Here is a 19990-nt window from a genome sequence, read left to right as displayed (position 1 = left end):
CGTGGTCGCCGCCGTCCTGCTCTGGTGGAACTACCGGGAGATCTCCGACCGGACATCCGTCGCCCGCGCCCCGAAATGGGCGGCCATCGTGCTGGTCGTACTGCCCAAGCTAGTCCGCGGTGGAGGCCCGTTCTTCGGCGAGTTCGGCGAGCCGGGCGAGGGCGCGGGGCCAGTCCGCGGCGAACATGGCCGTGAATTCCTCGTCGGTGTCGACCTCCACCACCAGGGTGGTCACCCCGTCGGATTCGCTGAACGAGTAGTCCTCGTGCGCGCCCGCGAAGCGTCGTGCATGAGCGCTCGTGGTGTCGTCGATGCCCCGGGACACTTCACCGCGGATCTCCAGAGAGATGAACTCGTCCCGCCGGTTCTCGATGACCGTGGCCACCAACCCGCTGTGGGAACCGTTCTGGTCGGGGGCGAGGAAGCGGATCAGGCCTCCCTGGGCCCAGCTGCCGACGTAGTGGGACCCCTCGTGGAACGTCCGGGTCCAGTCCCGGTAGGTGGACTCGTCGAGCATCGTGGTCCAGACGGTGTGCACGGGTGCGTCGACCCGAATCGTGAAGTGCAGCTTGTCCATGCGGAGAGCTTAACGCCGCTTCGGCAAGACGAAACCCCCCGCGTCCAGGGCGGTTTCAAGCAGGACGCGGGGGGTTTCTCGGTGCGAAGAATTGCCGGAGTCGTTCTAGCTGGGGAAGGGGGCACCCTTGCGGGCGTAGTAGAACCAGGCCAGCCAGGTGCAGAACACGCAGAACACGGCGCAGCCGATGAAGAACGCGGTCGGGCTGATGGCGGTGAGCGAGATTCCCACGATGAACGGTCCAAAGGCCGCGATGGCGGACGTCCAGGCGATGGCGCCGCCGGCCTGACGCTTCGGGAAGATCATCGGCATCTGCTTGAACGTGCCGGCGTTGGCCAGCCCGGCGAAGAAGAAGATGATGAGCATGCCGGTGAGGAAGCCCCAGAACTCGTCCACGCTGGTCGGCGTGAGGAAGAAAGCGGTGACGGTCGTTCCCGCCACCATGCCGAGGCCGCCGATGAAGGTGAAGATCGCGCCGCCCCACTTGTCGCAGAACGGGCCGCTCGCAGCCCGCACCAGGGCGCCGAGGACGGGGCCGATGAAGGCGAAGGCCAGGGGGTTCGGGGCATCTGGGAAGTCGCCGTAGACGTTGAGGATGATCAGGCCCATCTGGGCGGCCAGACCGCTGTATGCGCCGAAGCTCATCAGGTAGATGGCCGTCATGATCCAGGTGTGCTTGACCTCGAAGATGTCCATCTGCTGGCGGAAGTTAGCCGTGATCGGCACCCGCCGCAGGAACATTACCGCGAGGACGACGGCGAGCAGAGCCCAGGGGATGAGCACGAGTCCGCCGTTGTGCAGCCAGACGAGGTCACCGTCGGCGCTGCTCTGCGGGGTGAGGGCCGCGGTGCCGAGCAGGCCGAAGCCGACGACCCAGGGCAAAATCAACTGCATCAGGCCGATGCCGAAGTTACCGAGGCCGGCCTGCAGGCCCAGGGCCGTTCCGGCGAGGCGCTTGGGGAAGAAGTAGCTGGTCGACGCCATGAAGCCGGAGAAGGTTCCACCGCCGATACCGGCCGCGAAGGCCAAAGAAAGCAGAACCCAGTAGGGCGTGGACGTGTCCCGGGCGGCGAGGGTCCAGCCGAGCATCGGGATCACGAGCAGGGCCGACGACATGGCGACCAGGTTGCGGGTTCCCATCATCGGCGGCAGGAACATGAAGACCAGGCGCAGCAGACCTCCGGCCAGCCCGGGGAGGGCGACGAGCCAGTACAGCTGGCTGGGCGCGAGGGAGTATCCGATGTCGTTCAGGCGCGGGGCGATCGCGCTGACGAGATACCAGGCCGCGAAGCTCAGGGTCAGGCTGAAAGTGGTGATCCACAGTGTGCGCCAGGCGAGCTTGGGATCCCAGGTCTCGTCATTCTCCGGATCCCAGTTGGAGAGATCCGGTTTGAGTTTCGAGGCGAACTGTGTGGACGTTTCGACTGACATTGGCTTCCTCGGCTAGGTGCGCTGCCGGGCACATAGCCCGCGTAGCTTCCACCCTCGCGGTGCGGCCGGAATGCGACAACGCGCGAACACCGTGAAAAATGATTCGGTCGAACAGAACCGGGGGTGAGGGGCGTCAGCCGCCGTTCGTCATCCTCCGGTCGTCAGCCTCCGGCGAAGGGCGGCAGCACATCGACGGTGTCGCTGTCGGAGAGCGGCACCGCGTCATCCGTCGCCCGCGTGCCGTTCACGAGCAGGGAGCACCGGCCGAGGACCCGCTCGAACTCGGCGCCGTACCGGACGGTGAGCCGGGTGCGCAGGTCGCCGATGGTGGCGATGTCGAGGGTGGCCGCGTCGACGGCGGCCGCCTCGGCTGCCGCGGCGAAGAAACGGATGGTCGCCATCAGCGGGCATCTCCGGGCTGGCGTCCCGGCTGATTCGCCGGTTCGTCCGGCGGCCAGTTGAGGGCGAGTTCGGTCGCCCGTGCGCTGGCGGCCTCGATGTCGGCGACCGTGCCGCCGTTCCGGGCGGCGGCCAGCCCGACCAGAAAGGTGCTCAGCGGCGCGGCGGGCCGGGCCACGTTGTGCGCCACGTCGCGAGCCACGTCGAGCAGCGTGCCCACGGGGATGTCGGCCGGATCGAGTTCGAGGGTGGCGGCGAGGGCCACCAGCCAGTCGTCGAGAGCCTCGGGGGGAAGCGGGGTCGAGGTGCTCATTCGGTATCACTCCTCATCGGATTGCTCCGCGGTCGGATTGCTCCGCGGTCGGATTGCTCCGCGGTCGGATCGTCCCGCTGTGGGGTGCTGGTCAGCAGTGCGGAACTCCTTTCAACATCCTGCCATGTGTCCACGTCGCTCCCGGCGCCGGCCAGGTCGCGCACGCCCCGCAGCGTGAGCGTGGCCAGCAGCCCGTGCATGCTGGCGCCGTGGGCGTCGGCCCCGAGCCGGTGCGCGGCCGCCCGCAGGGGCGCCAGACGGTAGATCCCGGCGAGCCACTGCGCGCTGCCGCCCGGATCGACCAGGTGCAGGCCGTGAACGGATGCCGGCAGCCCCGGGTCGGTCGCCGCCGGAACCAGCAGGCGGGCGGCATCCGCTGCCCACGGCAGGTCGCAGGCCAGCAGCAACACCCAGCCGGGCGGTGCGGAGGCCTCCCGGGCGGCGGTCACGCGCTCGAGCGCGCCGAGTCCCGCCACGATCCCGGCGACCGGGCCGCCGAACGGTGGGTCCTCGAGCGTCCAGGTCAGGTCGGCCGTGGCGTCGGCCGGAACGGCCGCACGGGCTTCCACCGGCCCGACCACGACGACGTGCCGGGCGAGACCCCGGGCGTCCAGCACCCGGGAGAGCAGCGTGCGGCCGGCCACCTCGATTGCGGGCTTGACCGCGCCGTCGAGGCGCCGTGCCCGGCCGCCCGCCAGCACGATCAGGTCGACGCGCGCCGATTCCGTGGTCACGGCTACTCGTTCGGGCGGTGCCAGTCGCCGGACTTGCCGCCGGTCTTGGTGAGCAGGCGCACGTTCTCGATCATCACGGACTTGTCGAGACCCTTGACCATGTCGACCACGGCGAGGGCTGCGACCGAGACGGCGGTCAGCGCCTCCATCTCGACGCCGGTGCGGTCGGCCGTGCGCACGGTGGCCGTGACGCGTACCCCGGCGTCTTCGATGACGAGGTCGACGGCGGCGCCGTGCACCCCGATCACATGGGCGAGGGGGAGCAGGTCGGCGCACTTCTTGGCACCCTGGATGCCGGCGATGCGGGCCACGGCGAGCACGTCGCCCTTGGGGGTGCTGCCGTCCCGGAGGGCCGCGATGACGGTCGGGCCGCAGGCCACGAATCCGGCGGCGGTGGCACTGCGCACGGTGGGCTGCTTCTCGGTGACGTCGACCATGCGGGCCTGGCCGGCGGAATCGAGATGGGTGAAGGGGTGTGCGCTCAGATCGCGGATGCTCATGTCACCAGCATGACAGTGACGCGGTCGCCCTCGGCAATCCGAGTCACGTTCTCCGGCACCAGGGCGAGCCCGACGGCCTGGGCGAGCCCGGCGACGAGGTGGGATCCCGACCCGCCCGCGGCGGACCGGCGCACCACTCTGCGGGCGCCCTCACCCGCGACGGTCACCGGCATGTACTGGGCACGTCCGGGCGGGGAGTTCCAGCTCTCCCCGGCGGTCGCCGAGATCGTGGTGCGGAAAAGGTCGGTATGCCCGCCGAGGCGGCGCAGGGCCGGGCGCACGAACACCTCGAACGACACGAAGGCGCTGACCGGGTTGCCGGGCAGGGCGAAGATGAGCGGTCCCTCCACGGCGTCGGCGTCGGCCGGCCAACGGCCGAAGCCCTGGGGTTTGCCGGGCTGCATCTTGACCGGTCCGAACCATACGGTGCCGAGCGGGGCGAGCACGGCCTTGACGACGTCATAGGCGCCGACGCTCACCCCGCCGGAAAGCACGATGGCGTCCACCGTGCCGGCCAAGCCGGCCAGCAGGCTGCGGAGCGTGATCTCGTCGTCGGGAACCGCGCCGAGCCGGATCGGCACCCCGCCGGCCGCGGTGACGGCCGCGGCGAGCAGGTAGGAGTTGGAGTCGGGGATCTGACCGCGCCGGGTGGGTTCGCCGGGGGTGACGAGTTCGCTCCCGGTGGAGATCACGGCCACGCGCGGGGCCGGGTGCGCCCGCAGCGACGAGGTGCCGGCGCTGGCGGCCGCGGCCACTCGGGTCGGCCAGAGCACCGAGCCGCGGGTGAGCACGGTGTCGCCGGCGCGGGCGTCTTCGCCGGCGCGACGGATGTGCGCGGCCGGCTGCGGTGCCCGCACGATGGTGACCGTGTCGGTGCCCTGATCGGTGTCCTCGATCGGCACGACGGCATCCGCCCCGTCGGGGATCGGCGCCCCGGTCATGATCCGGGCCACCTGGCCGGCTTCCAGCTGCGGGTTGTGGCTGGTTCCGGCCGGAAGGTCGGCGACCACCGGCAGCGTCACCGGGTGCTCACTCGAGGCCCGCACCAGGTCGGCGTGCTGCACGGCGTAGCCGTCCATGGCCGAGTTGTCGAAGGGGGGTGTGTCCGTCCTGCTCCGAACATCCTCGGCCAGAACGAGACCCAGCGCCTCGTCGAGCGACACGAGCACGGGCGGCAGAGCTGCGACCCGTGCGAGCACGAAGGAGAGCTGGTCGGCGACACTGCGGGCTGAGACCGGCACGGTGCACCCGTCCGCGTCGTGCTGGTGCTGGTGCTCGTGCTGGGGCCTGTGCCCGGTCCCCGTCATGGTCGGTTCCCCGCTGTGGTCGTCGAGTCGCCGGACACGGCGTCGCCGCCCCACTTGCTGCCGACGCCGGGAGCGGTGCGGGCGTCGACGGCCGCGTCCCAGGCGACGATCCCGCCGGCGAGCAGGGTCAGGCCCGTGAAACCGGCCGCGTCCAGGGCCGTTGCGGCGCGTTCGGCCCGCGGCCCCAGGTGGCAGTGCAGTACCAGCGGCACGTCCCGCGGCAGGGTGGCCATGCCTGACACGGTGAGTAGTTCTCCGAGCGGGAGCAGAACGGCATCCGGGATGGAGCTCTCGGCATGCTCGTCGGCCTCGCGCACATCCACGAGCACGAACGAGTCGGTCCCGTCGGCGCGGGCGGTGAGCCGGGCCACGAGTTCCACCGGGGTGAGAGTCGGCCAGACCGGAGTGGCGGCCGCGGCCTGAGCTGAGGCGCGGGTGGCGGCGAGGTTCTCGGCCGGGTTCGGGGCGGCGGCGGCGATGCCGGTGCCGATCAGGGGTACCTCGGTGAAGCGGCCCGAGAGCGCGTCGATCACGAGCACGCGCCCGATCAACGGGGTCCCGATGCCGGCGATCAGCTTGATCGCCTCGGTGGCCATCAGCGAGCCCACCTGGCCGCAGAGCGCGCCGAGCACGCCGGCCTCGGCGCAGTTGGGCACCTCGCCCTCCTTCGGCGGTGTCGGGAACAGGTCGCGCAAGTGCACCCCGGTGAGGCCGCTCTCGGGCGGCGGGGTGGCCCAGAACACCGACAGCTGCGCGTCGAACCGGAGCACGGATGCCCACACCAGTGGCAGGCCCAGGGCCGCGCAGGTGTCGTTGACCAGGAACCGGGTGGGGAAGTTGTCGGTGCCGTCGATGACCACGTCGTAGCCGCCGATGATCGCGGCCGCGTTGCCCGTGTCGAGCCGTTCCGCATGCTGCACGACCACTGCCTCCGGCGCGATCCGAACGATCGACTCGGCGGCGCTGACTACCTTGGGGCGTCCGATGTCCGCCTGGCCGTGCACGATCTGGCGCTGCAGATTGCTGGGTTCGACGTCGTCGCCGTCGACGATGCCGATCGTTCCCACGCCGGCGGCGGCCAGGTAGACCAGCGCGGGGGAGCCCAGCCCGCCAGCACCGAGCACGAGCACCCGGGCGTTGGCGAGGCGGCGCTGGCCGAGCTCGTTGAGCTGGGGCAGGCGGCGTTGGCGGGCGGTGCGAACGGCTTCGGCGCCGCTGAGGCGGGCGATCGGTTCGACGAGAGGGGGAATGGCCATGGTTCCACGCTAGGCGGTGGCGGTGCCCCGTGCGTACCCATCGGCGGTCATCTGAGCATGCCCCTTGAATTCCCAGGCCTTATGGAGTCACCTAGACGTGCAGCAAAAAAATGCACCACCCGGCACCAACTAGAAATTCGATGCAGTCTCGCGCGGCCCGACGGGTCACGCTTTGAGGGAAGCACACAGGAACTAGGAAGGTACTTCATGACAGGGAACAGAGCAGTTGCCTACAAGAGCCCGGGCGTCGTCGAGGTCATCGACATCGACTATCCGACCTTCGAGCTGAAAGACGGACCGGGCGTCAACCCGGCCAACGTGGGCCGCAAGGTGCCGCACGGGGTCATCCTCCGCACGGTCACCACCAACATCTGCGGATCGGACCAGCACATGGTCCGCGGGCGCACGACGGCACCGTCGGACCTCGTCCTCGGCCACGAGATCACCGGTGAGGTGGTCGAATGCGGGCCCGACGTCGAATTCATCAAGGTCGGCGACATCGTCTCGGTGCCGTTCAACATCTCCTGCGGCCGATGCCGCAACTGTAAGGAGCGGAAGACCGGAATCTGCCTCAACGTCAACCCCGACCGCCCGGGCAGCGCCTACGGCTACGTCGACATGGGCGGTTGGGTCGGCGGTCAGGCCGAGTACGTCCTGGTGCCGTATGCGGACTGGAACCTCCTGAAGTTCCCGGACCGGGACCAGGCGTTGGAGAAGATCATGGATCTCACCATGCTCTCCGACATCTTCCCGACCGGGTTCCACGGAGCGTACAGCGCGGGCGTCGGGGTCGGCTCCACCGTCTACGTCGCCGGAGCGGGCCCGGTGGGTCTGGCCGCGGCGGCATCCTCGCAGCTGCTCGGTGCCGCCGTCGTCATCGTCGCCGACCTCAACGAGGAACGCCTGGCGCAGGCCCGCAGTTTCGGCTGCGAGACCATCGACCTGCGGAAGGGAGATCCCCAGGACCAGATCGAGCAGATCCTGGGCGAACCCACCGTCGACTGCGGTGTGGATGCGGTCGGCTTCGAGGCCCGCGGCCACGGCAAGGATGCCGGAACGGAGCGTCCGGCCACGGTGCTGAACTCACTGATGACGGTCACGGCCGCCGGTGGTGGCCTCGGCATCCCGGGGCTGTACGTCACCGGTGACCCGGGCGGGGTCGACGAGGCTGCCAAGGTCGGCTCGCTGTCCATCCGGCTGGGGCTCGGCTGGGCCAAGTCCCTCTCCTTCACCACCGGTCAGTGCCCGGTGATGAAGTACAACCGGTCGCTGATGATGGCGATCCTGCACGACAAGGTGCGGATCGCCAAGGCCGTCAACGCCCAGGCGATCAGCCTGGAGGATGCCCCGCGCGGGTACGCCGAGTTCGACGCCGGAAAGTCGGTCAAGTACGTGCTGAACCCGAACCAGTACATCAAGTAGGCACGTTCGACCAGTGACAGGACACCCGGCCGGCGGTTCGCCCCGGCCGGGTGTCCTGTTCTTCCGTGGGCCGGTCCGGGGTCCGGGGTCCGGGCATTTGTCACCGTCCCGAGGGACTAGTGCCGCAGAGGGCGGCGGTTAGTGTGGAGAGATGATTGATCAGTTCCAACGCCCCCTGCACGATCTGCGTATCTCGGTCACCGACCGCTGCAACTTCCGCTGCGTCTACTGCATGCCCAAGGAGGTGTTCGGCAAGGACTTCGCGTTCATGGAACGTGACGAACTTCTCTCCTTCGAGGAGATGACCCGGCTGGCACGGATCAGCGTGGCGCACGGGGTGGAGAAGATCCGTCTCACCGGCGGCGAACCGCTGTTGCGCAAGGGGATCGAAGAACTCGTGGCGATGCTGGCGGAGCTCCGCACCCCGGCCGGCCGGCCGATCGACATCGCCATGACCACCAACGGTTCGGTGCTGGCTCTGAAAGCCCAGGCACTGAAGGATGCGGGGCTCAAGCGGGTCACGGTGTCACTGGATTCGCTGGACGACGCAACTTTCCGGGCCATGAACGATGTGAAGTTCCCGGTCTCCAAGGTTCTGAACAGCCTCGACGTGGCTCACTCGGCGGGGCTCGGCCCGATCAAGATCAACATGGTGCTCAAACGCGGGCAGAACGACCAGGACATCGTCGCCATGGCGCGCCACTTCAAGGGCACCCCGTACATCCTCCGCTTCATCGAGTTCATGGACGTGGGCTCCAGCAACGGCTGGGAGATGGCTGACGTGGTGCCCTCGGGCGAGGTCGTGGCGCGCATCAACGCCGAACTTCCGCTCGAGGAGGTGGCCCCCAACTACAACGGCGAGACCAGCCGCCGGTGGCGTTACCGCGACGGGGAAGGGGAGATCGGCGTCATCTCCAGCGTCACGCAGTCGTTCTGCCACTCCTGTTCGCGGGCGCGGGTCTCCACCGACGGAAAGCTGTTCACCTGCCTGTTCGCGACCGAAGGGCACGACCTGCGCGCCCTGATGCGCGGCGGCAGCACCGACGAGCAGCTGGCCGCCGTGATGACGCAGATCTGGCGTGAGCGCACGGACCGCTACTCGGAGCTGCGCAGCGCCGAGACCGGCCGGCTGCGCGCATCCGCTAAGAAAAGAATCGAAATGTCGTACATCGGTGGGTGAATCCAGATGAGCAGAATCACGGCCAGGCGCAAGGTCGTGCGTCTGACGGTGGGCAGCCAGCCCACCACCCGCGAAGACGTGCTGGCGGTCGAAGAGCCGCTCGAGATCCGTGTGAACGGCCGCTCCCTCGCCGTCACGATGCGCACCCCCGGGAACGACTACGACCTGGCCGCCGGGTTCCTGGTGTCGGAGGGCGTCATCACCCGGGGCGAGCACTTCTTCACGGCCCGATATTGCGCCGGAGCCACGGTCGACGGGGAGAACACCTACAACGTGCTCGACGTGTTGCTCGCACCCGGCGTCACACCGCCCGACCCGAGTCTGGAACGGTCGTTCCTGACAACCAGTTCCTGCGGGCTCTGCGGCAAGGCGAGCATCGACGCCGTGCGCACGAAGTCGGCGTTCCCGGTGTTGGACGACCCGTTGCGGGTCGACGCGGCACTCTTGACGACCTTCCCCGAGGCCCTGCGCGCCGCCCAGGCCGTGTTCGAGAAGACCGGCGGCATCCATGCGGCCGCCCTCTTCGACGGCGCCACCGGGCGGATGCTGGTGCTACGCGAAGACGTCGGCCGCCACAACGCGGTCGACAAGGTCATCGGCTGGGCGCTGAAGGAAGACCTGCTGCCCCTCACCGGGACGGTGCTGATGGTGTCGAGCCGGGCGAGTTTCGAGCTGGCGCAGAAGGCGCTGATGGCCGGGATCCCCGTGCTCGCCGCCGTGTCGGCGCCGTCGTCGCTGGCCGCCGATTTCGCCGACGAGGTGGGCATGACGGTGGTCGGATTCCTGCGCGGCGACTCCATGGTGATCTACGCCGGGGCAGAACGCATCGAGAGCGGCGTGCGGACGCAGCAGAGCGTCTCGGGCTAGTCGCGCACCGCGGGTTCGACCACCCGCACGGTGCGCCAGGTGTCGACGGCGATCACGCAGCCCAGGACCACCAGGGAGATCGAAACGGAGGCGAGGGCATCCGTGGTCCAGTGGTAGCCGAGGTACAGGCGGCTGAGGGCCGCCAGCACGATACCGACCCCGGCGATGCCGAGGCCGAGTGCGGTGGCCCGCCCACGGAGACGACGTGAGAGCACGAGGTAGGCGGTCACCAGCAGGAAGTCGGACGCGCCCAGCACGTGGCCGGACGGGAAGGAGTGCGTGAGGTCCGTGCCGTACAGCATCAGGTCGGTCGGCGGTCGCTCGCGGTCGATCGTGCGGCCGATGATCTGAGCCAGCACCACGCCGGTCGCCATGGCCCCGGCGAGCAGCAGCGGGCGCCAGGCCTGCCGGGTGATCAGTCCCCAGCCCACGCACACGACCAGCACGATCAGGGGGAGCGCGATCGGCCCGAACACGACCGCCAGCACGATCATCACAGTTGTCAGAGCGGGGGAGCGGCTCTCCAGCAGCCACTCCTGCACGGGGACGTCGATCGCGGTGAGGCCGCCCTCCCCGAGCACGCTCAGCAGCGTGAACGTGAAGAAGACGGCGCCGGAACCCACGCAGGCGATCGCGGTGACGCGAAGGATGCGGTGGGAACCGGCATCCAGTCCCCGCGTCTCCACGACGTACCGGTGGTAGAACGTGCGCCACGGATGCGACGCGCGGCTCCGTCGGCGTTCGGCGTCGAGTCGTGCGGCCAGGGGAGCCCAGAGCACCACCGCGATACCGACCACCAGCAGCGCCGCGCCGATGGTGTCGGTCAGCCAGTGCGCGCCCAGATAGGTGCGGCTTTGCATCATCGTGACCGTGTACAGCACCCCGGCCAGCCAGACCCACCAGAACGGGAAGAGCACCCCCAGGATCATCGCCAGCGTCGTCGCATTGGCGACGTGCCCGGAGGGGAACGACCCGAAATCAACGTTGACCAGCAGGTCTTCGAGGCCTGTTGGGCGGGCCCGGCCGAAGAGCCCCTTGAGCAGGCGCACGGAGACATCGGAGACCACGGTCACCAGAAGTGCGTACCCCGCGGCCCAAGGACGTTTCAGGAACAGGAGCAGGCCGATGAGCAGGACCGGCACGGCGACGGAGGCGAAGAGGCCGCCACCCAGGCTGTTCATCACGAGGGCGAGGGAGTCCCACGCCGGTGCCCGGTTGGCGGACACCAGTATCATCCACTCCGTGTCCAGGACGAACGGCCTGCCGTTGCGGGCGATGATCACGCCCAGCCCCACCGCGAGCGCCACGGCGGCCAGGCCGCTGAACAGCGGCCACCGGCGGGTGACGCGCTCTGCCCCCTCACCCATGATCAGCTCGGAGTGCTCAGCTCGGCGACGCAGCGTGCGCCGCCTCGTGCGCGATGAACCGCACCGACATGGCCTTGTAGCCGGGGGTGTTCGACTCCCGGGCCACGAGTTCGCGGTGCATCAGGGCGTTCGCCTCGGGGAAGTACGCGGCCGCGCAGCCCCGCGGGGTGGGGTAGACCACCAGGCGGAACTCGTCGGCGCGGCGCTCTTCGCCCTGGAACGTGCTGATCACGTCGACCATGTCCCGGTCCGCGAAGCCCAGCTCGGTGGCGTCGTCCTGATGGATCAGGATGACCCGGCGTCCGCCGGAGATGCCGCGGTAGCGGTCGTCCAGCCCGTAGAACGTGGTGTTGTACTGGTCGTGGCTGCGCATGGTCTGCAGGATCAGGTGGCCGGCCGGCGGGGTGAGGTACTCGAGCGGGCTGACCGTGAACCGGGCCCGGCCGATGTCGGTGGCGAAGCTGCGGGTGTCGCGCGGCGGGTTGGGCAGCACGAAACCGTTCTTCGTCTTGAGGCGCGCGTTGAAATCGGTGAAGCCAGGGAGCACGCGCGCGATGCGGTCACGGATGACGTCGTAGTCGTCAGCCATCGCCTTCCAATCGATCACGTGATCCTCGCCGAGGGTGGCGCTGGCCATCCGGGCGACGATGACCGGCTCGGACAGCAGGTGCTCGGAGACCGGCTCCAGGCGCCCCTGTGTGGTGCGCACGACCGACATGGAATCTTCGACCGAGAGCACCTGCCGTCCGCCCGGGTGCTTGTCGTCGGTGTCGGTGCGCCCCAGGGTCGGCAGGATGAGTGAGGTCTTGCCGTGCATGATGTGCGACCGGTTGGGCTTGGTCGACACGTGCACGGTCAGACCCACGCGCCGCATGGCAGCCTCGAGGGCCACGGTGTCGGAGCAGGCGAGGGCGAAGTTGCCGCCCATCGACACGAACACGTCGACGTCGTCGTTCTCGAAAGCCTCGACGGTGTCCACCGAGTCGAGGCCGTGCTTGCGCGGGGACTCGATGCCGAATTCCTTGTCGAGAGCGGCGAGCATCGACTCCTTGGGCTTCTCCCAGACCCCCATGGTGCGGTCACCCTGCACGTTGGAGTGGCCGCGAACCGGGCAGGCGCCCGCGCCCGGCTTGCCGAAGTTTCCCTGCAGGAGGAGCAGGTTGATGATCTCCTTGAGCGTGTTGACCGAGTGCGGCTGCTGGGTGAGGCCGAGCGCCCAGCAGATGATCGTGGCCTGGGAGTCGACCATCATCCGCGCGAGGGTGGAGATCTCCACCGGGGTGAGCCCGGTGGCCTTCTCGGTCTCGGCCCAGTCGATGGTCTTGCGGGCGGCCCGGTACTCGTCGAGTCCCTGGGTGTTCGCCGCGACGAACTCCGCGTCGACGACGGAGCCGGGAACCCGCTCCTCCTCCTCGAGCAGCAGATGGCCGAGGGCCTGGAACAGGGCCAGGTCGCCGCCGACCTTGATCTGGAGGTACTCGTTCGCGAGCGCGGTGCCGTCGCCGATCAGGCCGGAGACCGACTGGGGGTCCTTGAAGTTGAACAGCCCGGCCTCGGGCAGCGGGTTGACGGCGACGACCCGGCCGCCGTTGTCCTTGCATTCCTTGAGGGCCGACAGCATCCGCGGGTGGTTGGTGCCCGGGTTCTGGCCGACGACGAGGATCAGCTCGGCGTGGTGGATGTCCTCGAGCGAGACGGTGCCCTTGCCGATGCCGATCGTTGCGTTCATGGCGCTTCCGGAGGACTCATGGCACATGTTCGAGCAGTCCGGCAGGTTGTTCGTTCCGATCGAGCGGGCGAACAGCTGGTAGAGGAACGCGGCCTCGTTGGCGGTGCGACCCGAGGTGTAGAAGACCGTGCGGTCGGGAACGGTGGCCCGGATCTGCTCGCCGATGAGCTCGAAGGCGTCGTTCCAGGAGATCTGGGAGTAGTGCGTGTCACCGGGACGGATGACCACCGGATGTGTGATTCGGCCCTGGTTGCCGAGCCAGTACTCGGTCTTCGTGGCGAGCTCCTCGATCGAGTGCTCGGCCCAGAACGCCGGGGTCACGGTGCGCTTGGTGCTCTCCTCAGCGACGGCCTTGGCGCCGTTCTCACAGAACTCCGCCGTCTTGCGGTGACCCTGCGACTCCGGCCACGCGCAGCCGGGGCAGTCGGTGCCGTCGCGCTGGTTGAGGCGCAGCAATGCCTTTGCCGTGCGGGGGACGCCCGCCTGAGCGAACCCGCGATCGAGCGCCACCAGAACCGCTTCCACACCGGCCGCGGACTTCTTCGGCTTCGTGACGACCAGATTGTCTTCGTTGATGTCTTCGATCGGAGCGCGTCGTGTCATGACTCCATTTTGCGCCTTTCGGCCAGGCGTTCCGACATCAGCCCCGTGTATGTTGAACCGGATTGGGTGAAACAGGACAGAGAGAGGGCACCGTGGGAACTCACACGACGCTGGACACAATGCGGCAGACCCGGTCAATTCTGGACGGTATCCGCTGCGCCGACGACCTGACCATCGCAGCGAGCCGGGACGGCGGAATCCGCGCCGTGCGACTGCTTGCCCAGGCGGCCACCGACCACGGTGATCAACTGACGGCGATTGCGGCCATCCACTCGCTCGGCCAAGTGTTCGACGAGTCCGCGGACGACGTGCTCGTGTCGCTGCTCACCCACGACTCCCTCTTCATCCGCGAGCACACGGCGTGGGCGTTCGGCGCCCGGCTGCCCCGGTTCGCGGCGCTCTCCGGGCTGTTGAGCATGGTGGTCGACGGCGGCTTCTCCGGCATGATCGCGCAGCGCACCCTCGAGCAGTGGGGTTCGTCGGTGCCGGAGCATGTGGCGCTCGCCCTGGAGGGCACCCTGATCGGCGTGCAGGAGTGCGGCGCCCGCGCCCGACTGGTCGAGACCATGGGTCTCATCGCCGGGCGCATCCCCGAACGTCTGTTGCGCCGCGTCGCCGTCGACGCGGCCGAGCCGGACGAGGTGCGCGCGGCGGCGATCGCCGCCCTCGGCGACCAGGGTCCGAACGAGGCCAGCATCCGCATCGTGAGCGACCTGTCGCAGGGCAGCGGCGTGCTCGCCGACGTGGCCCGGCTCGCCCTGATCGACCTGACCGTGCCGGCCTACCCCCGCCCGCCATGGAGCCAGGGGCTCACGGTGGCCCAGCTCTTCCTGCACGCCGACATCGACCGCGAGCTCAGCCAGGTGGGCGCCGGCGACAACGGCGGCATCGCCACGCTGCTCGTGCGCCTGGGCGATGCGCTCGTCTCCGCCGGCGGCAGCGGCAGTCGCAGCAGCAGCGGCAGCGGCGCGGGCGGCGGTTCCGTCGAACGGGTGCTCACCCTCTCCCGCGGCAGCTTCGCCGAGGCGCTCACCTCCCTGTCCGAGGTCGGGTCCACCCTCGCGGAACACGCCTTCGCGACCGTGCCCTTCCTGGGCGAACCCGTCGCCTCGGTCGACGCCTGGCCGCGGCGGATTGCGACCCAGCGCGGCATCCGTCGCATTCTGCGCGCCGCCGGCACCGTCGACGCGATCCACCTGCGGATGGCCGACATCGGCACGCTGGCCGCGTCCACCGTGGCCCGTGACCTCGACATTCCGATCGTGTTCACGGTGGCCCCCGACCCGCACAGCGTCATCCACTCCCTCGACACGTCCGGGACGCTCACCCGGGCGAACTTCGGCACGGTCGACGAGACCGAGCACTTCTGGTTCCGGGCCCGGCTCGTGCAGCGGCTGGCCGCGGATGCCGCGCACACCGTGCTCTTCCCTCGGCCCGAGCTGCGGCGCGACATGCGCGACCTCGTGGGAATCGACATCGAACAGCATCCGGAACGTCACTCCGTGATCGCGGAGGGCATCGACCTCGCCGTGATCGAGCGTGCCCTGGCGGATGCCCGCCTCACCGCCGGCCCGGCCGGCGCACTCGCGGCCCCCGACGTGGCAACCAGTGCGGACGGCGCAACCAGCCCGACCGGCGCCGCGGCGTTGGCCGAACTGGATGAGCTCCTCGCCACCCTTCCGCCGAGCCGGCGCGGGCTTCCGCTCGCCGTCACCGTCGGGCGGCTGCACCGCGTGAAGGGCATGGCGGCGCTGGTTCGGGCCTGGGCCGCGGATGCCGACCTTCGCGCCCGCTGCAATCTGCTCATCCTCGGCGGGGACCTGCGTGACCCGTCCCTCGACGAGAAGAGCCAGCTGGACCAGATGTACGCGGCCGTCGACCCGGGGGACGCGGCCGGCGAGGGCCTGCTGCTGGCGGGGCACCGCACCAATGACACCGCCCTGCACTGGCTGGCCGCGGCCCGGTACGGCCGGCCCGGACTGGCGGCACCGCATGGGGCGTATGTCTGCGCGAGCATGAAGGAGGAATTCGGCATCGCTCTGCTTGAGGCCATGGCCACCGGGCTCACGGTCGTCGCCCCGAATTCCGGCGGCCCTGCCACCTATGTGGAGCACGAGGTGACGGGTTTCCTCGTCGACACCGGCGACACGGCGGCCCTGGCGGGCGGGATCAGCGCGGCGCTCGACCTGGCCGCCGGCCCCGCCGGACCGGAGTCCGCCGACCGGGCGGGGGAGATGGTGTCCCGTTCCTTCACGATCCAGGCCATGGCGGAAACGCTGACCCGGGTCTACCGCGACGTCGCGGACAGCAACGAGTCGGGCGCCTACCTCGTGAACGTTTCATGACGCTGCTGATCATCAGCCCGGACTACGCCTCCCACCTGTTCCCGCTGGCGACCCTGGGCACCGCCTGGCGCGAAGCCGGCGAGCGGGTCGTGGTGGCCAGCGGTCCGGCCACGGCCGACATCGTGGCCGCGTTCGGATTCGAGCGTGTGCACCTGCAACTCGGCCGCGGCTCGAACCCCGGCACGATCCGCGCCGAGGAACAGCCGAAGGGCGAGGACGACGCGCTCCGCGGATTCTTCGACGCCACCCGGCTCGGCATGGTCGAGACGCTCACCTTCCAGGCCGAGGCCCGTAGCAGCGACCTGCTTTGGAACCCGGTCGAGGTGGCCCGCGCGGTGCAGCTCATCGTGGCCGAGGTGCGACCCGACCACGTGATTGTCGACCACCTGGCGTTCAGCGCGCGACTGGCCCTGGTGAGTGCGGGCATCCGTCACGCGGATGTGGTGCTCGGCCACCCGTCGGCGCTGCCCGTGGGCGGCGAGGTCTACGGTTTCCCGCCGGAGTGGCCGCTCGCCTTCGCGCCCGACATCGCCGACCTCGACGCCCTGCGGACGACCTGCGAGAGCGTGCGGGACGCGTTCACCACCCAGTGGAACGAAGCGCTGCTGGTGCTCGACCCGGCCGCGTCGCCGAGCCCGGATGCCTTCATGGAGTCCGGGGACATCCTGCTGCTCAACTACCCGGGCGAACTGCACGACGCCGCCCGGGGCGAGCTGCTTCCGGCGCACGCCTTCCTCGGCTCGGCCGTTCGCGAGGAGGCCGCCGATGAGGAGGTGGACGTGTGGCTCGCCATGGATAGCGACCTCCCGGTCGTCTACGTCAGCTTCGGCAGCTTCCTGTCGGTGCGCGGGGATGTCCTCGCCCGGGTGGCCGAGGCCCTTGCCTCACTCGACGTGCGGGTCGCCGTCGCCACCGGGGCCACCGACCCCGCGGAACTCGGGCCGATCCCGGACTCGTGGCTCGTGCGCGCATTCCTGCCGCAGGTCACCGTATTGGCGCACTCGGCGCTGGCGGTGTCGCATGGCGGCAACAACAGCGTCACGGAGGCGATGACCTCGGGGGTTCCGCTGCTGCTGCTGCCCTTCTCCACCGACCAGTTCGCCGGGGCCGCCGCGGTCGAGCGGTGCGGTTTCGGGCTCTCGCTCGCGCCCAACACGGCCACGGCCGAGGAGCTCCGGGCGGCCATGGCCGCGCTGCTCGCGCTCGACGGGGACGCGCGGCGCAGCCTCGACCGGTTGAGCTCGTCGCTGCAGGACGGGGCCGGGCCCAAGCGGGCGTATGCGGCGCTGCTGGCGGTGCCGGTCGAGTCGTAGGGGTTCGCGCTGGCGCGGCGTGCGCTGGCGCGGTGCGCGCTGTCAGGGTCAGACGTCGATCGCGTAGACCAGGGACTCCTGCACCATGCCGAACCAGTCGTAGATGTCGTGCAGGAACGGTGCCTCGTCGTCGCTTCGCCCTGGCACCCCGTCGGACCCGATCTCGAGGCGTTCTGCGAGGGTGAGGCGCAAGTCGGTGAGGGTGCGCAGCCAGGCCTGTACGTCGTCGGCGTCGAGGTCGATGGTCACGGGCTGGTCGGCGTCGTCGGCTGCTGTGTCGGCATCGTTCAGCTCGGCATCGTCCGGTTCGTCGGCGACGTCGGCGAGCGGTTCCTCGCCGAGCGTCGCGAGCAGGCACCGGGCGTTCCGCACCTTGCGCTCGAGCAGGTCGTCGGCGGTGAACCGGCGGAATTCCGCGGCGGCCTCCGGGTCGTCGGTGTAGGCATCCGGCAGCAGCCGGCGCAGGGCCGGGTCACCGGATGTGCCGAGCCTGTGGGTCTCGGCTGCCTCCAGCAGGTCGATCAGCTGGCTGGCGGCCAGGCGCAGCAGACCGATCTCGACGGGCTCGAACCGGGCGGTCACGCTGTCGGCGTTCTCGCTCGCCTGCATGAACTGCATCACGAGTCGGCCTTGGCGAGGGTGGCCCACAGGCCGTAGCCGTGCATGGCCTCGACGTGGCGTTCCATTGCCTCCCGGTTGCCGGTGGCGACCACGGCCTTCCCGTTGTTGTGCACCTGCAGCATGAGGCGCTCGGACTCCTGGGCGGAGAAGCCGAAATAGCTGCGGAACACATACGAGACGTAGGACATCAGGTTCACCGGGTCGTCCCAGACGATCGTGATCCAGGGGTGATCGAGGGACACGGCGTCCCGCAGATCGAGTCGTTCGTCAGTCTTCGGCACGGGTTAAGCCTCACACGGAGGGGTGGCAATTCCAACCCGGTGTGGCCGGTGCGACCGGCCGGGTTCGGGGTGCGTGGTGAGGGTGGCCGGCCGCGTGGCCGATGGCGGTGACGACGAGGGTGATGACCGCCGACAGGGCGATCCCTCAGGCGATGCCCTGCGGCAGCAGCAGCGCGCCGACCGCGGCGCCGGAGGGTTTCGAGCACAGAGGTCCTAACGGAGAGCGCGACCGTGGGCTGCCGACCCGAGCGCCGGGCATGTGGACCTACGACTCCACGGATGCCGGGATCACGCCGCAGGTGGGCGCGGAGGTCTTTTCGGTGTGAATCGGCGGTCAGTCGCGCGTGTCCACGTCGAGCCCGGTCTCCAGGTCGGTGCAGTCGATCAGCCGGACGTCGTGGGATCGCAGGTACGGGCGCGCACCGGTGTCACCGGTGGCGGAGCCGATGAGAGCGGCCCAGTGTGCTCGCCCGATCACCACCGGGTGTCCCGGACGGGCGTCGAACCCGGCCTGCCGCAGCGTGTACGGGCCGACGTCGGAGTCTGGCTCTCCGGGCAGCGTGCCGATCAGGCGTGCGACCGTGCTCTCCCGCAGGCCCGGGACATCGACCGGAACGATCGCCACGGCAATCGGGGCCGGCAGTAGTGGCGGCGACTGTAAGTGGGTTGACCGTTGTGTTGCTTGTTGGCTGGTTGCCTGTGGGTGGGTTGCCGGGAGTTCGGTTGCCTGCCGGAGGCCGGCCCGCAGAGATGCGGATAGCCCCTCCACCCAGTCGTCGGCTCGGGCGACGACGACCGACGCGGTGAGGCCGAATTCGTCGAGCAGTGCTCGGGCCTCTGCGGCCTTGGCGCCGAGCACGACGATCACCGGTGAGCAGCCGGCATCCGTGAGTGCGCCGATCGTGCGCACCAGCCAGGGGATGCCGTCTTCGTCCCGTGCCAGCGCCTTGGGCAGGCCATAGCGGGAGCCGGCGCCGGCCGCGAGCACCAGGCCGGCGATCGTGGCGGGAGAGGTGAGCATGCCTGCCATCGTAGGACGGTGCGGGTTCAGATGTGCGGTGGTCGAGCCTGTCGAGACCGGAACTCAGGCCTGGCCCGGTGGTTGCCCGTGGTCCGCCAGGTTTGGGTTGGGTCGTAGCAGAGTGGTGCCCTGACCTCGGGTTTGCCTTTCACCATGCGGATCTGCCAGCCGGAGGTGTCGATGCTGTGGTGGTGGTACCAGCAGAGGAGCACCCCGTTGTCGATGTTGGTTTTCCCGCCGAGGTGCCAGGGGATCACGTGGTGCACCTCGCACCAGGCCGCGGGGATGGTGCAGCCCGGGATGGTGCAACCCCCGTCGCGGGCGGCGATGGCGCGGCGTTGGGCCCGGTTGAAGAAGCGTTTCTCGGTGCTGAGGGTGAGGACTTCGTTGTTGGGGCCGAACACGATTTCCTGGAATCCGCCGGCGCAGAGGGCCTGCTTCACACTCGTCAACGAGATCGGGGACTCGACCCCGTCGATCCAGCCCACCCCGCGGTCGGCGGCGAGGTCAGCCTGGTTGACGTGGATCATCACGGTGGGGGCGGCTCCGCCCATGGTCGGGGTTCCCGCATCACGGGTGGCGGCTTCGAACACGCCGCGGAGGATGTCGGCCCGCTTCTCACCACCGTTCCGGTCGTCACTGTGGGCCGCGGCCTCGGCACCCGGGATCAGGTCCCCGGCGTCCATCCGCGCCTGTTCCTCCTCGGTGGGGAACGCGGGGGCCG

At 69.6% G+C, this 19990-nt stretch carries 20 protein-coding genes; 6 read left to right on the top strand and 14 right to left on the bottom strand.

Going from position 1 to position 19990, the window contains the following annotated elements; translation table 11 throughout:
- Window positions 1-109: 109 nt before the first annotated feature.
- The 8 genes from E3O67_RS04285 to E3O67_RS04250 all read right to left on the bottom strand — a co-directional run bounded on the left by E3O67_RS04285 (window position 110) and on the right by E3O67_RS04250 (window position 6517).
- Window positions 110-577 carry an SRPBCC domain-containing protein gene (locus E3O67_RS04285; RefSeq protein ID WP_134427283.1) on the bottom strand — a complete coding sequence of 156 codons (468 nt, stop codon included), beginning with the start codon at window positions 575-577 and terminating at the stop codon, window positions 110-112.
- 105 nt (window positions 578-682) lie between these two features.
- Window positions 683-2008 (bottom strand): MFS transporter, encoded by a 1326-nt coding sequence (locus E3O67_RS04280; protein ID WP_134427285.1) that lies wholly within the window; start codon window positions 2006-2008, stop codon window positions 683-685.
- A gap of 161 nt (window positions 2009-2169) precedes the next feature.
- A complete protein-coding gene (locus E3O67_RS04275; RefSeq protein WP_134427287.1) occupies window positions 2170-2409 on the bottom strand; it encodes a MoaD/ThiS family protein in 240 nt (79 codons plus the stop codon).
- On the bottom strand, window positions 2409-2720 hold the full coding sequence (locus E3O67_RS04270) for a DUF6457 domain-containing protein (RefSeq protein ID WP_135102003.1): 312 nt from the start codon (window positions 2718-2720) through the stop codon (window positions 2409-2411). Before E3O67_RS04270 ends, E3O67_RS04275 begins: the two co-directional genes overlap by 1 nt.
- Window positions 2717-3454 (bottom strand): molybdenum cofactor guanylyltransferase, encoded by a 738-nt coding sequence (locus tag E3O67_RS04265; protein ID WP_134427291.1) that lies wholly within the window; start codon window positions 3452-3454, stop codon window positions 2717-2719. Before E3O67_RS04265 ends, E3O67_RS04270 begins: the two co-directional genes overlap by 4 nt.
- A gap of 2 nt (window positions 3455-3456) precedes the next feature.
- On the bottom strand, window positions 3457-3954 hold the full coding sequence (moaC, locus tag E3O67_RS04260) for a cyclic pyranopterin monophosphate synthase MoaC (protein ID WP_134427293.1): 498 nt from the start codon (window positions 3952-3954) through the stop codon (window positions 3457-3459).
- On the bottom strand, window positions 3951-5261 hold the full coding sequence (gene glp / locus E3O67_RS04255) for a gephyrin-like molybdotransferase Glp (RefSeq protein WP_134427294.1): 1311 nt from the start codon (window positions 5259-5261) through the stop codon (window positions 3951-3953). Before glp ends, moaC begins: the two co-directional genes overlap by 4 nt.
- Window positions 5258-6517: a ThiF family adenylyltransferase gene (locus E3O67_RS04250; protein ID WP_135102001.1), complete on the bottom strand. Its 1260-nt coding sequence runs from the start codon at window positions 6515-6517 to the stop codon at window positions 5258-5260. The genes glp and E3O67_RS04250 overlap by 4 nt, the downstream gene beginning before the upstream one ends.
- A 207-nt stretch (window positions 6518-6724) precedes the next feature.
- Here E3O67_RS04250 and fdhA point away from each other — a divergent pair, with 207 nt between their 5' ends.
- From fdhA to fdhD, 3 genes are all read left to right on the top strand, one after another.
- Window positions 6725-7939: a formaldehyde dehydrogenase, glutathione-independent gene (gene fdhA / locus E3O67_RS04245; RefSeq protein WP_135101999.1), complete on the top strand. Its 1215-nt coding sequence runs from the start codon at window positions 6725-6727 to the stop codon at window positions 7937-7939.
- Between the two features lie 151 nt (window positions 7940-8090).
- Window positions 8091-9119 (top strand): GTP 3',8-cyclase MoaA, encoded by a 1029-nt coding sequence (gene moaA / locus E3O67_RS04240; protein WP_134427300.1) that lies wholly within the window; start codon window positions 8091-8093, stop codon window positions 9117-9119.
- 6 nt (window positions 9120-9125) lie between these two features.
- Window positions 9126-9986 (top strand): formate dehydrogenase accessory sulfurtransferase FdhD, encoded by an 861-nt coding sequence (fdhD, locus tag E3O67_RS04235; RefSeq protein WP_134427302.1) that lies wholly within the window; start codon window positions 9126-9128, stop codon window positions 9984-9986.
- On the opposite strand, the gene E3O67_RS17730 is transcribed toward fdhD, so the two are convergent.
- Complete coding sequence (locus E3O67_RS17730) at window positions 9983-11353, bottom strand: phosphatase PAP2 family protein (protein ID WP_370260066.1); 1371 nt, start codon at window positions 11351-11353, stop codon at window positions 9983-9985. The genes fdhD and E3O67_RS17730 overlap by 4 nt on opposite strands.
- Window positions 11354-11369: 16 nt before the next feature.
- The gene (locus E3O67_RS04225) at window positions 11370-13685 is read right to left on the bottom strand and encodes an FdhF/YdeP family oxidoreductase (RefSeq protein WP_134427304.1); all 2316 of its coding nucleotides are present in this window, start codon (window positions 13683-13685) and stop codon (window positions 11370-11372) included.
- A gap of 119 nt (window positions 13686-13804) precedes the next feature.
- Here E3O67_RS04225 and E3O67_RS04220 point away from each other — a divergent pair, with 119 nt between their 5' ends.
- Together E3O67_RS04220 and E3O67_RS04215 are read left to right on the top strand one after the other, a co-directional pair.
- Complete coding sequence (locus E3O67_RS04220) at window positions 13805-16030, top strand: glycosyltransferase (protein ID WP_241979120.1); 2226 nt, start codon at window positions 13805-13807, stop codon at window positions 16028-16030.
- Window positions 16027-17343, top strand: a complete 1317-nt coding sequence (locus E3O67_RS04215) for a glycosyltransferase (RefSeq protein WP_135101997.1) — start codon at window positions 16027-16029, stop codon at window positions 17341-17343. The genes E3O67_RS04220 and E3O67_RS04215 overlap by 4 nt, the downstream gene beginning before the upstream one ends.
- 48 nt (window positions 17344-17391) lie before the next feature.
- Here E3O67_RS04215 and E3O67_RS04210 read toward each other — a convergent pair whose 3' ends face one another.
- Both E3O67_RS04210 and clpS read right to left on the bottom strand, forming a co-directional pair.
- On the bottom strand, window positions 17392-17961 hold the full coding sequence (locus E3O67_RS04210) for a DUF2017 family protein (protein ID WP_241979122.1): 570 nt from the start codon (window positions 17959-17961) through the stop codon (window positions 17392-17394).
- Window positions 17961-18245, bottom strand: coding sequence for an ATP-dependent Clp protease adapter ClpS (gene clpS / locus E3O67_RS04205; protein WP_241979121.1), 285 nt, complete (start codon window positions 18243-18245; stop codon window positions 17961-17963). Before clpS ends, E3O67_RS04210 begins: the two co-directional genes overlap by 1 nt.
- Window positions 18246-18367: 122 nt before the next feature.
- Here clpS and E3O67_RS04200 point away from each other — a divergent pair, with 122 nt between their 5' ends.
- Window positions 18368-18571, top strand: coding sequence for a hypothetical protein (locus E3O67_RS04200; RefSeq protein ID WP_134427312.1), 204 nt, complete (start codon window positions 18368-18370; stop codon window positions 18569-18571).
- An 8-nt stretch (window positions 18572-18579) separates the two neighbouring features.
- Here the strand turns inward: E3O67_RS04200 and E3O67_RS04195 are convergent, their stop codons facing one another.
- Together E3O67_RS04195 and E3O67_RS04190 are read right to left on the bottom strand one after the other, a co-directional pair.
- The gene (locus tag E3O67_RS04195) at window positions 18580-19266 is read right to left on the bottom strand and encodes an NTP transferase domain-containing protein (RefSeq protein WP_135101995.1); all 687 of its coding nucleotides are present in this window, start codon (window positions 19264-19266) and stop codon (window positions 18580-18582) included.
- A gap of 26 nt (window positions 19267-19292) precedes the next feature.
- Window positions 19293-19990: HNH endonuclease signature motif containing protein (locus E3O67_RS04190; RefSeq protein WP_135101993.1), on the bottom strand; the 698-nt coding region annotated here is incomplete at its 5' end.

The sequence above is a fragment of the Cryobacterium sp. TMT3-29-2 genome (assembly GCF_004564305.1).
GTDB lineage: Bacteria > Actinomycetota > Actinomycetes > Actinomycetales > Microbacteriaceae > Cryobacterium > Cryobacterium sinapicolor.
Note: the sequence above shows the minus strand (reverse complement) of the source record. Positions and strands in the feature narration are given on the sequence as shown.